The organism is Spirochaetota bacterium (assembly GCA_034190085.1).
Lineage (GTDB): Bacteria > Spirochaetota > UBA4802 > UBA4802 > JAFGDQ01 > JAXHTS01.
The window spans coordinates 22148-35736 of record JAXHTS010000004.1 but is presented as its reverse complement, the minus strand read 5'-3'; the positions used below and the strand labels follow the sequence as shown (position 1 = coordinate 35736).

Sequence of the window (13589 nt, the reverse complement as noted above, 5' to 3'; positions counted from 1 at the left end):
CTGCTGTATTAAAATCTGTTGGCAAATTGGATCATGTTGGTTCATGCAGGGCGACACTATTGAACCAGAGGCTTTCTCCAGCTCAACTGCAGGGAGAGAAGGGTTTCAGGTTATGGAGAGACTACATGAAGACCTGGCATGAATTGGGCATTGGTCATGTGCAGTTTAATATGGTTGATAATGAGACGCTATACGCTGCCCAGAAGGATCCTGAGAAATATAGCGAATTGCTGGTTAGGATTGCCGGATATAGCGCGCATTTTGTTGAGATGAATAAGATGACACAGGATGCGATAATAGCCCGCAATGTTCAGGAGATGTAGCCTACAATAACTTATCTCCTATCCCATTTTATAACCATTAATTATACATATGTTTCCTCTACCCCTGAGGGAAGAGGAAACATATGAAGGCATTAACTCTTTTATTATCTTGGGACTGGATATTAGTAAAGTGGAATTACGTAGTACAGGAGATAAGTTATATTGTGAAGTATTGATCTATAATAGAAATATATACAATTGGGAGGTATGTTCTAAGATGAGGAGGAATATATATATTTCAGTCTTTGTTTTATTAAGCTTCTTTGTAAGTGTAATACTACTCACTAATGCTATTGCGAAAAAGGATGCAAAATATGTATGGAAAATGGGGTTAGTCATGCCAGATGCAGCTTTTGCTTCGGAATATTTTAGAGATGAAATATTAGCTAGCATAGAGAGGGTGACTAATGGTGAACTCACGATGGATCTATATTGGGGCGGCACAATGGGAGATGAGGAGGATTATATAGCCAAGATGAGGATTGATCAACTTCAGGCTGCAGGTTTATCAGTGGGTGGTGTTCTTATGGCTTGCCCTGAGATGGGTGTACTGCAACTTCCTTTTCTGTTTAATGATTTTGAGGAGGTCGGTTATATTAGGAATAAATTGGGAACATTATTTACTGATATTTATAAAAAAAATGGTTACAAAATGTTAGTATGGTTTGATCAGGATTTTGATCAGATATATTCAACAAGATTTGAGATGAGGAATCATGAGGACTTTAAGAAGTGTAGATTTTTAACACATGCTGGCAAACTTGAGGAGGAGTTAATTAAGGCGCTTGGAGCAAGTCCAATACCTGTAGGTGTGCCAGAGGTTGTTCCTTCAATGAGAACCGGTGTATGTAATGCTTGTATTTCTCCTGCTGTCTGGTGGATGGGAGCTCAACTCTATACAATAACAAAATATGTTAATACATACCCTTTAAGATATTCCCCGGCCTCAATGGTAGTATCAATGAAGGCTTGGAAGAGTCTCCCTGCAAAACACAGGAAGGCTGTTAATAGAGAATTGCCAATGATGGGGAAAAAGTTCAACGATATGATGAAAGATATGAACAAAAAGTGTCTAAGAGCAATGATAGATTATGGGATAAAGGAGGTCAAGTTGACTTCAGAGGAGATTGAGGAATTCAGAAAAAGGACAATGCCTTTATGGGATAAGTTAGCTGGTAAATTATACCCAAGGAAGCTTTTGGATGAGATAGTATATCATTTAAGGATATATCGCGCTAGGCATGTTACTAAGGGATAAAATATATAAATGCAATATAATCTTGTATAAAGCAACAATACAATGGAGTTATTAGTATTAAATAATTTATTTAAGATAACATTGAAGGAGGTAGGGAAATGGCAAGATGTGGTGATTGTAGAAATTTTATTCCCCCACTGCTAAATTCTGCAGCTAGTATGGGAATGTGTAAAGGGATTTTAGATGAGGATGGATTGGGTAAAGAGGTTAACCTATATGCAGACACTGATGGATGTCCCAAATTTGAGGAGCAGGACCGAATAAGGACTAATGTTTCTGAATTTGGTACCAGTCAAAATCTACGTATGGCTAGGGGGTTTGATGAAAAGTAAGTTTTAGTGTAATCAGCAATATCGTATTTTGAGATAGAAATAAAAAGGGGAGGTATGAGCATGGTACAGAGTGTAAAGGAGAAGAGCGAGAAAGAACTTTACGATGCCCGAGAATACTGGTGGTGGGCTGAGAAGAAGAGATCCCCAAGGCTCAACTATTTGAGAAAAGCTGTCTGGTCTAAAGCGACCAAGGGTTCTGCATGGCTGCCGGGAGTCAAGTTATGTCTTGATAACATCCGTTACCATACTAAGATATTCAAAGAGGCACCTCCATCAGAACCTATGATGCTAGCCAGAGCAAGAGCCTTGGCTGAAGTCTTAGACAATATGCCCATTTTTATCACAGATTATTCAAGGATTCAGGGATATCCAGGAGGCGCTCCACATCTTATTACCTGGATACCAACAGCCTCATCAATGATCAATGATGATCTAATAAACGATAGAACTGATATTATTGATGATGAGGATATTGAGGAAGCGAAAGAGATGGTGGAGTTCTGGAAGGGAAGGACCTACGAGGATGTATGTTTACAAAATTTTAGCCGTAAGGAAAAAGTAATGTCCCGTATGGCGGCAGATTTCGGGGGTGGTGGAAGAGACATTTCTGCTTTTGACTATGTAACCCCTCAACCTGAGTGGATGTATCAGGGTTTTGACTCAATAATAGAGTCAATTGATGAGAAGATGTCTGATGCGGAGAAAGCGGTGCGTGAAGCAAGCACCGCAGAGGAACAGATCTCATATATGGAAAAGATAACTAATTGGAGAGCAATGAAGATTTGTCTGGAGGCAACGATAAGGTACGCCAGGCGGTTTAGCCAATTGGCTAAGATAATAGCGGATAACTTTGAAACGGATCCGGACAGAAGGCAGGAACTCCTACGTATAAGCGAGACTTGCGAGAAGGTGCCTGCACGTCCGCCGGAGCACATATGGGAGGCCATACAGTTTGATCATTTTGTGCAGATAGCCTACAGGTTAGAGTGGCATAACGCTGCATGGCCATGGCGTCAGGACTATTGGCACTGGCCCTTTTACCAGAAGGACGTGATTCAGGAAAAGAACCTTACAAGGGATGAGGTGGTTGAATATTGCGCTGAATGGATGATCGCTGGTTATACGATAGGCAAGTCATGGCTCAGGGTGGGCAGAGAGGTTTTGCAGGGTAGTCCGGGGCCTTACGTATGGACTATCGGTGGAATGGATGAGGAGGGGCATGATGCGTGCAACGATCTCACAGATTGTTATCTTGACGCAGCCATGATAAGCAGGGTAAGCGATCCCACCTTTAGTTTTCGATATCACTCTAAGGCCCGTATAGAAACCCTAAGAAAGGTGTTTGATTGTATTCGTCATGGACTGGGTTATCCATCCATAAGAAATGATGATGTGCTTATCCCAAATCTCATACAATGGTTTGGTCATCCATTAAGGGATGCTAGACGTTGGGTACATCAGGCCTGCATGGCTCCTGCTCCGGATACAAAGATGGGGGCGCCGGCATTAAGATATCCCCAAGCCTCCTTACCAGCAGGATCCAAGGCAGTATCTTTAGCAATTTTTGATGGTATTGATGTTGTCACTGGGATGCAGATAGGCGCTAAGACAGGGGATTGCGATAAATATGATACCTTTGATGATTTTTATAATGCATGGTATGAGCAACTTAAAACGGGTTTTAAGAGATCCACAACGTTGGAGCATAAGAATAGGGAGGTAGAAGCAAAATATTATCCAAAACCGATGACATCATCCCTTTATGAACGCTGTATAGAGACAGGCGAGAATAGCGCACGATCTAAGGAACGGAGTAGTTTATGGTTTACCCTCTTTGCCTTTGGGGATACTGGTGACTCTTTAGCAGCGGTTAAGAAGCTTGTATATGAAGAAAAGAAGTATACCATGGGTGAGTTAAAAGCAGCATTACAAGCGAACTGGGTTGGTTATGAGGATATGAGGATGGACTTTGTAAAAGCGCCAAAGTGGGGCAATGATGATGACTATGTGGATCAGATATGGGTTAGGATGTATGAGGACCTAGGAAAAATGTCATGGTCTGTGCGGGATATCTGTGGCTCTCCATGGCCAACCCTGCCTGAGAGTGTTAACACTCATATAGCCCTTGCCAATCAGATCGGAGCCTTACCCAACGGAAGAAGATTGGGGGATCCAATATATGATGGCGGATGCTCACCTGGTCCTGGTCTTGATAAGAAGGGACCTACTGCTGTGCTGAAATCTGTAGGCAAGCTGGATCATATTGGCTCATGCAGAGCCACGCTCTTGAATCAAAGGCTATCACCTTCCCAGCTACAAGGGGAGAAGGGATTCAGGTTATGGCGGGATTACATAAAAACCTGGCATGAATTGGGCATTGGTCATGTTCAATTTAATATGGTTGACAATGAGACGCTATACGCTGCCCAGAAGGATCCTGAGAAGTATAGCGAGTTGCTGGTTAGGATTGCCGGATATAGCGCGCATTTTGTTGAGATGAATAAGATGACACAGGATGCAATAATAGCCCGCAATGTTCAGGAGATGTAGCTTTATAAAAATTTCCCTCTCTTCCTTGTATTTAGTAGATAGGGAAAGACTAAAACAATAGGGAAACCAAAGGGTACTCTTCTTAATCTTGAGTATAATCTTTAGTTGCACATTATATATCTAAAACAGATGTATGAATGCATAAGACAGAAATACAATCATATATTATAGCTACACAATACAGAAGGGAACAATTGGAGGGGATTGTATGAAGAAAAGTAGATTTTGTATTACATATCTGGTTTTATTGGGATTCACTATTTCATTGATTGGATTCCAGGGCGCTTTAGCAAAAAAAAAGCCAAAGTATCTGCTAAAAATGGCGACGGTTGCGCCTGATGCAGCATATCTTTCTGATTTAATGAGAAAATATTTGGTTGATCGCTTTGAAAAGGTAACCAATGGAGAGGTTACTATTGATATGTACTGGGGAGGAATAATGGGGGATGAGGAAGATTATATTACAAAGATGAGAATCGGGCAGCTACAGGGATGTATATTATCAGTAGGTGGTGTCCTAATGGCCTGTCCTGAGATGGGTGTGCTGCAGCTTCCTTTCCTCTTTAATAATTATAAGGAAGTGGATTATATAAGGAAAAAGTTGGGTAAGAGATTTAACAACATATATAAGAAAAATGGGTATAAATTAGTCGCCTGGATTGATCAGGATTTTGATCAGATATATTCAACGAAATATGAGATGAAAAAAGCTGATGAATTTAAGAAGTGTAGGTTTTTAACTCATGCTGGTCTTCTTGAACAAGAGTTAATAAAGGCGCTTGGTGCGAGTCCAATACCAGTAGGAGTGCCTGAGGTTGTTCCATCAATGAGAGCTGGTGTTTGTAATGTGGCTATATCTCCGGCTTTGTGGTGGATGGGCACTCAACTCTATACAATAACTAAATATGTAAATCCATATCCATTTAGGTATTCTCCTGCGACATTGGTAATTTCATCTAAGGTATGGGTGAAACTGCCCAAGAAGCATAGAAAGTCTATTAATAAAATATTACCAGATTTGGAGAAGATTGCAAATAAAGAAGCGCATGATATTAACAGAAAGTGTCTTAAAGCGATGATTGATTATGGTGTTAGGGAGGTAAAAATGACACCTGAAGAGATCGAGGATTTTAAGAAGAGGACAATGCCTTTATGGAGTAATTTAGCTGGCAAATTATATCCCAAAGAACTTTTGGATGAGATTTTATATCATTTAAATATATATCGCTCAACGCATGCTAAGAAGGGATAGTAATTAATTGTATAAGGAGGTTTTAAGATGCCAAGATGTGGTGATTGTACAAATTTTATACCCCAAGTGGCAAATTCAGCTGCTAGTATTGGAATGTGCAAGGGGATTTTAGATGAGGATGGGCTTGGTAAGGAGGTTAACATGTATGCAGATATTGAAGACTGTCCTAAATTTGAAGAACAGGAACGAATAAGGACTAATGTAACCGAATTTACTAATAGCCCGAATCTGCGCATGGGACGGGGATTTGATGAAAAGTAAATATCGCTTATGATCAATTTCTTGATTGAGGGCTGGGAGTTGGATATTGAGGAAGAAAAATTCAAGGTTTTCAATAAATAAATTATTATCTATTTGATGAGATATATTACCTCATTAGGTACAGCAGATATTTCTATTCCCCTATTGTCCCCTCCCTATTGCCCTCTATTATGATTGATCATTTATAAATAAATACAGGAGGTATGCGATATGAAGAGGGGGAAAATTATTATTATAGATATTGTTATTTTATGTTTCATCATTGGATCTATAGATTTAACTGATGTTATAGCGAGGAAGAAGACAAAGTATTTATGGAAATTTGGTACAGTTATGCCAGATGCGGCTTTTCTTTCAGAATATATGAAAAATGATTTAATTGCATGCTTCGAAAAAGCGACTAATGGCGAACTTACTATGGATATTTACTGGGGCGGTATTATGGGGGATGAGGAGGATTACATTACAAAGATGAGAATTGATCAACTTCAAGGATGTTCTCTATCAGTTGGTGGTGTATTAATGGCCTGCCCTGAGATGGGTGTTGTACAACTTCCCTTTCTATTTAATAATTATAATGAGGTTGAGTATATTAGGAGAAAGTTGTACTCAAGATTTGTTGAAATTTATAAGAACAGCGGTTTGAAGATGTTGATATGGATAGATCAGGATTTTGATCAGATATATTCAACGAAGTATGAGATGAGAAAACCTGAAGATTTTAAAAGGAGCAGATTTTTAACACATGCTGGTACAATTGAGATTGAGTTAATTAAAGCCCTTGGAGGCAGTCCCATACCGGTGGGTGTGCCTGAGGTTGTGCCCTCTTTTAGGGCAGGTGTTTGCAATTCGGTTATCTCTCCAGCATTGTGGTGGATGGGTTCCCAGCTCTATACAATGACAAAATATGTAAACCCCTATCCATTTAGATATTCACCAGCTACTTTAGTAGTTTCAAATAAAGCATGGAGCAGGCTTCCGGATAAGTATAGGGTGGCTATTGATAGAGAACTACCAAGACTAGAGAAATTCATGAACAATATGGCACACAAAATGAATAGAGATTGTCTCAGGGCGATGATAAATTATGGACTAATCGAGGTAAAGATGACTCCTGAGGAGATTGATGTTTTTAGGGAGAGGACTAAGCCTATGTGGGATAATTTGGCAGGTAAATTGTATCCAAAGAAACTTTTGGAGGAGATAAAATATCATTTAAGGATATATCGAGACAAACATACTAAGAAGGGTTAAGATTACGGATAATGGTATTTCTTTATTTATCTGCATGTAATAACAAGGTTTTTTGCATATTTTAAACAAATATAATAATTATTAAAAATATCAATAATCATGGATGTAAATTTTTTATAAACATAGAAGGAGGTGATAGAGATGCCAAGATATGGCGCATGGCCGTAATCATTATAATTTGGCTATTAGTATGAATAGTAGATATAAAGAAAAGCAAGGTTTTAATATGATATAAGAAAATCTTATTACCATAATAATAAAATATAATTAATTCATTTATGGAGGAAGATATGTCAACTGAAGTACAAGAGAAGAGTGAAAAAGAATTATATGATGCTCGTGAATATTGGTGGTGGGCGGAGAAAAAAAGATCACCAAGGATTAATTATCTCAGAAAAGCAGTATGGTCTAAGGCGACCAAAGGATCAGCATGGCTACCTGGGATTAAATTATGCCTTGATAATATTCGTTGGCAAACAAAGATATTTAAAGAGGCACCTCCCTCAGAACCAGCTATGCTGACTAGAGCTAGAGCACTGGCTTCTGTGCTAGATAATATGCCCATTTTTATTACTGATCATTCACGGATTCAGGGTTATCCCGGCGGCGCTCCACATCTCGTCACCTGGATACCCACAGCCTCGACTATGATAAATGATGATTTATATAATGATAGAACAGACATTATTGATGAGGAGGATCTGGAAGAGGTTAAAGAGATGGTCGAGTTCTGGAAGGGTAGAACTTATGAGGATATATGTAAGCAATATTTTAATCGTAGAGAAAAGGTAATCGCGCTGACACCGAGTTTTGTTCAACCTGGAAGAGATATGATGGGATTTGATTATGTCACACCGCAACCTGATTGGATGTATCAAGGATTTGATTCAATAATAGCAAGCATTGATGAAAATATGGCTGAAGCTGAGAAGGCAGTTCGTGAGGCTAGCACCGCAGAGGAACAGACTTCATATATGGAGAAGATGAGTAACTGGAGAGCTATGAAGATATGTCTGGAGGCTACGATCAGATATGCAAGGAGATTTAGTCAATTGGCTAAAGTAATCGCAGATAATTTTGAGACTGATCCTGATAGAAGACAGGAACTTCTACAGATAAGCGAAACATGCGACAAGGTACCCGCACAACCACCAGAGCATATATGGGAGGCAATCCAATTTGATCACTTTGTGCAGATAGCCTACAGATTAGAGTGGCATAATGCTGCATGGCCATGGAGACAAGATTTCTGGCATTGGGAATTCTACAAAAAGGATGTTCTTGAGGAAAAAAACCTATCAAGGGAAGATGTAATAGATTATTGCTCTGAGTGGATGATTACTGCTTATTCTATTGGAAAATCATGGCTCAGGGCTGGTCGTGAAGTTCTACAAGGAAGTCCGGGCCCCTATGTATGGACTATTGGAGGAGTTGATGAGAAAGGACATGATGCATGCAACGATTTAACTGACTGTTATCTTGATGCAGCCATGATAAGCAGGGTGAGCGATCCCACCTTTAGTTTTCGATATCACTCTCAGGCCCGAACAGAAACGCTTAAAAGGGTATTTGATTGTATCCGTCATGGTCTGGGTTATCCGTCCTTAAGGAATGATGATGTATTGATTCCAAATATTATGCAGTGGTTCGGCCATCCGTTGAAGGAGGCAAGGCGTTGGGTTCATCAGGCTTGCATGGCACCAGCTCCTGATACGAAAATGGGAGCCCCAGCCTTAAGATACCCATCAGCTGCAATCGGTGGTGGATCCATGGGCATAGTTCTGGCTCTCCATGATGGACTAGATCCCATGACTGGGATGCAGACTGGCATCAAGACAGGTAATCCAGCCACTTTTGAGACCTTTGATGATTTCTATAATGCCTGGTATGAGCAGATGAAGTTCGGTTTTAAGACTGCCACAACAATGGAGCATAAAAACAGGGAGACAGAGGCTAAATTATTTCCTAAACCCATGACCTCATCTCTATATGAGCGATGTATAGAGTCCGGTGATAATAGCGCTAGATGCAAGGAAAGGAGTAGTTTATGGTTTACACTTTTTGCTTTTGGTGACACCGGTGATTGCCTGGCTGCAGTAAAGAAGCTCGTGTATGATGAGAAAAAGTATACAATGGCTGAATTAGTAACAGCGCTGGATGCAAATTGGGTGGGTTATGAAAATATGAGAATGGACTTTGTAAAAGCTCCTAAATGGGGAAATGATGATGATTATGTAGACCAGGTATGGGTGAAAATGTATGATGATCTTGGCAAGATGTCATGGTCAGCGCGTGATATCAATGGTTCACCATGGCCTACCCTACCTGAGAGTGTAAATACTCATATAGCTGCGGCCTCAATGATTAGTGCGCTGCCAAACGGACGAAGAATGGGAGATCCAATATATGATGGAGGATGTTCTCCAGGCGCTGGTCTAGATAAAAAGGGGCCAACTGCAGTGCTAAAATCTGTAGGTAAGCTGGATCATATTGGTTCATGCAGGGCAACGCTCTTAAATCAAAGGCTGTCGCCAGCTCAGTTGCAGGGGGAGAAGGGCTTCAGATTATGGCGGGATTATATGAAGACCTGGCATGAACTGGGTATTGGTCATGTTCAGTTTAACATGGTTGATAATGAGACGCTATATGCTGCCCAAAAGGATCCAGAGAAGTATAGCGAGTTGCTGGTAAGAATTGCTGGATATAGCGCACATTTTGTGGAGATGAATAAGATAACACAGGATGCGATAATAGCGCGTAATGTTCAGGAAATGTAGTTTAACAATTTTTCCCCAATTTATTTAATTGACTATTTTTAACTTTTTGTCTCCTCTCACCTCTATGAGAGGAGACAAGGAGGAACAATTATAAGCTATGAGAGAAGAGGAAATCAAAATAGGAATTTACCATCCATCATGAAGGCTAATGGGGATTTTATATATTTAGGATGAAAAATTTTATATATAACTACATGAGTAAATAACGAACTTAGTTTAATATGAAGTATAATTATTATTGATTATTGTATTAAGCATAGTGAATATTTATTTCTCCCCAATTGGTTTTATCAAGGATTTCCAAGTTTATTATATTTGGAGGAATATTTATGAGAAGAAGTAATAAATTTTATGTTTCAATTTGTATACTATTGTGTCTTTTATGTGGGATGATTGGACTATCTGAGGCAAAGAAAAAGAAGAATGCAAAATATGTATGGAAGATGGCAACAGTCGCGCCAGATGCAGCCTACCTTTCAGAATTTTTGAGAGATTCATTAGTAACTAAATTCGAAAAGGTTACTAACAACGAGGTTACTGTTGATATGTATTGGGGAGGGATAATGGGAGATGAGGAGGATTATATTACCAAAATGAGGATCGGCCAACTTCATGGTTGTGTATTATCAGTGGGCGGTGTTCTTATGGCCTGTCCAGAAATGGGTGTATTGCAACTTCCATTCCTCTTTAATAATTATGCGGAAATTGCTTATATTAGAAAAAAGTTGGGAAAAAGATTTAATGATATATACAGGAAAAATGGTTACAAATTAATAGGTTGGGGAGATCAGGATTTTGACCAGATATATTCAACAAAATATGAGATGAAAACTGCTGAAGAATTCAGGAAATGCAGGTTTTTAACACATGCCGGTCTTCTGGAACAGGAGTTAATAAAAGCCCTTGGAGGTAGTCCAATACCAGTTGGTGTGCCTGAGGTTGTGCCTTCTGTGCGGGCTGGTGTATGTGACACGGCTATATCCCCTGCCCTATGGTGGCTGGGATCACAGCTATATACAATAACTAAGTATGTAAATGCCTATCCATTTAGATATTCACCAGCTACACTAGTTGTTGCAATAAAATCATGGGATGCATTGCCTAAGAAGCACAGGAATGCCATTAATAAGGAATTACCTCAATTGGAAAAAAACCTGAATAAAAAAATTCATGAGATCAATAGAAAATGTCTTAAGGCGATGATAGATTATGGAGTGAAAGAGGTCAAAATGAACAATGAGGAGATCGAATATATTAAGAAGAAAACGAAACCGATGTGGGATAAACTGGCTGGCAAGCTGTATCCCAAAAAACTCTTGGATGAGATATTGTATCATTTAAAAATATACCGTTCAAAATATGCCAAGAAGGACAAAGATCAAGGATTATCATATTGGGAGTTATAGATCGCTCTTATGAATAATGATGACCTGATTAAATTAGAGAATTTGGGAGAGCATGTCACTTATAAACACATGTAACACAGAGTACTCCATTCTCCACTTTGAAGAATATAACCTGACGAGTATATAAGTGATATATTATTGTACTGAATTGATGAACGTGCTAAATATGCAGGGATTAATTGGAGGAAAATTATGAAGAAAATTAGATTATATATTATATTTATAGTATTATTGGGTTTTTCTATTGGAGTGATAGGATTTTCAGGAGCTATAGCTAAGAAGAACGCAAAATATGTATGGAAAATGGCAACAATTGCGCCCGATGCTGGTTATTCTGACTTTTTAAAAAATCATTTACTAACGATAATTGAAGAAATTACTAATGGCGAGGTCACTATAGATATGTATTGGGGTGGGGTAATGGGAGATGAGGAAGATTATATAACCAAAATGAGGATCGGCCAACTTCATGGTTGTATATTATCAGTAGGCGGCGTTCTAATGGCCTGTCCTGAGATGGCTGTACTGCAGCTTCCATTCCTGTTTTATAATTATGATGAAATTGAATATATTAGGAAGAAGCTAATAAAACGATTTACCGACATTTATAGAAACAATGGTTATAAAATGTTATTTTGGGGAGACCAGGATTTTGACCAGATATATTCAACGAAATATGAGATGAGAACCCCTGATGACTTTCGGAAGTGCAGATTTTTAACACATGCTGGGAAGCTTGAGGCAGAGTTAATAAAGGCACTGGGTGCGAGTCCCATCCCAGTTGGTGTTCCAGAGGTCGTTCCTTCTATAAGAACTGGTGTATGTAACGCTTGTATTTCGCCGCCCTTATGGTGGATGGGATCTCAACTCTATACTATTACAAAATACGTAAACACATATCCCTTTAGATATTCTCCTGCCTCTTTTGTATTAGCAATAAAAGCATGGGAGAAACTCCCTGAGAAGCACAAGAGAGCTATTGATAAAGAAATACCTCTAATTGAAAAGAAATTAAACAAAAAAATTCATGTTGATAACAAGAAATGCCTTAAGGCGATGATAGATTATGGAGTTAAAGAGGTTAAACTAAACCATGAGGAAATCAAGTTTTTGAAAAAGAAAACGAAACCGATGTGGAATAACCTGGCAGGCAAGCTGTATCCAAAGGAACTATTGGACGAAATAGTAAAACATTTAAAGATATACCGCTCAAAGTATGCGAGGAAGGGCAAGGATCAGTTGTCATCATATTGGGACCTATAAATCAACCTTGATAGATGCATATTACAAGATCCTATTTTAGTAGCTTCACATCTATGATCAAATATCAAAAAAATTTTGAATTAACTGATTATAGGGTTGCTATTACAATAGGTTCTCAAATTTAGATTTTTTTTATCAATGTACAATCCACACCAATGTTAAAAGTAATAACGCATACCCAGTCCTCCCCTAAGGTTGAAATCAATATCGTGTATAAAACGAAGTGTTGGGACTAATTCTATAAAAATCCCCAGTGGTATCTTAGGAGTTAAATACTCCATTCCAAAGGGAATTCTCAATTCAAGCCTATTCTCCTCCTCATCCAACTTCCATTTATGATCCTTCTTAAAATGATGAAATCCCACCCCAACACCCAAATAATTTAAGAGTCTGTTTATAGGAAAGATCTCGCTGAAATGCGAAAGATAATCCCCATATATATAATACCCTTCATCTGAAGGGTCTCCAATCCCAACATCAATGGAATTGCCTTCATCTATAAAAAACTTCCCCGTCAAACCGCTAAAACTACCAATCAAGAATCCAACACCAATCCTATTATCGCCAGCCTTAAGAGGATTACTATAAATAATTATAATTACAGTTACTATGGTCATTGTTTTTATCATATGATACGATCCCATTCAATATATTACTATCCCTTTTATTAGTAAGGTATAATCGCTTACTTAATAATGTCAACAACTACTCTTTCATGTTTATATAACTTTATTTTGACTCTCCCCCTCAATTTTATTATATTCTTATGGTTTGAGTATATTGACATTGTATTTTTCTCATAGAGGATTTTGGCAATTTAATTAAATCAATGGTTAGGGAGAACATTAAGGAGAGTGAAACTGAATGTTATTTACTAATATATTAAACCAATTGTTAATTAGGAGGCATATAA

11 protein-coding genes are annotated in these 13589 nt (G+C 38.6%); 10 read left to right on the top strand and 1 reads right to left on the bottom strand.

Annotated features, from left to right (window positions below; all coding sequences use genetic code 11):
• The 10 genes from SVZ03_00865 to dctP (SVZ03_00820) form a co-directional block, all read left to right on the top strand.
• Nucleotides 1-323 (top strand): glycine radical domain-containing protein (locus SVZ03_00865; protein ID MDY6932754.1); only part of this gene is annotated, 323 nt, incomplete at its 5' end.
• Nucleotides 324-540: 217 nt separating this feature from the next.
• Nucleotides 541-1581, top strand: a complete 1041-nt coding sequence (gene dctP / locus SVZ03_00860; GenBank protein MDY6932753.1) for a TRAP transporter substrate-binding protein DctP — start codon at nucleotides 541-543, stop codon at nucleotides 1579-1581.
• A gap of 98 nt (nucleotides 1582-1679) precedes the next feature.
• Nucleotides 1680-1913, top strand: coding sequence for a hypothetical protein (locus SVZ03_00855; protein ID MDY6932752.1), 234 nt, complete (start codon nucleotides 1680-1682; stop codon nucleotides 1911-1913).
• Nucleotides 1914-1973: 60 nt separating this feature from the next.
• The gene (locus SVZ03_00850; GenBank protein ID MDY6932751.1) at nucleotides 1974-4463 is read left to right on the top strand and encodes a pyruvate formate lyase family protein; all 2490 of its coding nucleotides are present in this window, start codon (nucleotides 1974-1976) and stop codon (nucleotides 4461-4463) included.
• Nucleotides 4464-4671: 208 nt separating this feature from the next.
• Complete coding sequence (gene dctP / locus SVZ03_00845; GenBank protein MDY6932750.1) at nucleotides 4672-5715, top strand: TRAP transporter substrate-binding protein DctP; 1044 nt, start codon at nucleotides 4672-4674, stop codon at nucleotides 5713-5715.
• Nucleotides 5716-5742: 27 nt separating this feature from the next.
• Complete coding sequence (locus tag SVZ03_00840) at nucleotides 5743-5976, top strand: hypothetical protein (protein ID MDY6932749.1); 234 nt, start codon at nucleotides 5743-5745, stop codon at nucleotides 5974-5976.
• Between the two features lie 210 nt (nucleotides 5977-6186).
• A complete protein-coding gene (gene dctP, locus SVZ03_00835; GenBank protein MDY6932748.1) occupies nucleotides 6187-7230 on the top strand; it encodes a TRAP transporter substrate-binding protein DctP in 1044 nt (347 codons plus the stop codon).
• Nucleotides 7231-7520: 290 nt separating this feature from the next.
• On the top strand, nucleotides 7521-10007 hold the full coding sequence (locus tag SVZ03_00830) for a pyruvate formate lyase family protein (protein ID MDY6932747.1): 2487 nt from the start codon (nucleotides 7521-7523) through the stop codon (nucleotides 10005-10007).
• Between the two features lie 329 nt (nucleotides 10008-10336).
• Nucleotides 10337-11413 (top strand): TRAP transporter substrate-binding protein DctP, encoded by a 1077-nt coding sequence (dctP, locus tag SVZ03_00825; GenBank protein ID MDY6932746.1) that lies wholly within the window; start codon nucleotides 10337-10339, stop codon nucleotides 11411-11413.
• Nucleotides 11414-11605: 192 nt separating this feature from the next.
• Nucleotides 11606-12676 carry a TRAP transporter substrate-binding protein DctP gene (dctP, locus tag SVZ03_00820; GenBank protein ID MDY6932745.1) on the top strand — a complete coding sequence of 357 codons (1071 nt, stop codon included), beginning with the start codon at nucleotides 11606-11608 and terminating at the stop codon, nucleotides 12674-12676.
• Between the two features lie 158 nt (nucleotides 12677-12834).
• On the opposite strand, the gene SVZ03_00815 is transcribed toward dctP (SVZ03_00820), so the two are convergent.
• A complete protein-coding gene (locus SVZ03_00815) occupies nucleotides 12835-13305 on the bottom strand; it encodes a hypothetical protein (GenBank protein MDY6932744.1) in 471 nt (156 codons plus the stop codon).
• Between the last annotated feature and the right edge of the window lie 284 nt (nucleotides 13306-13589).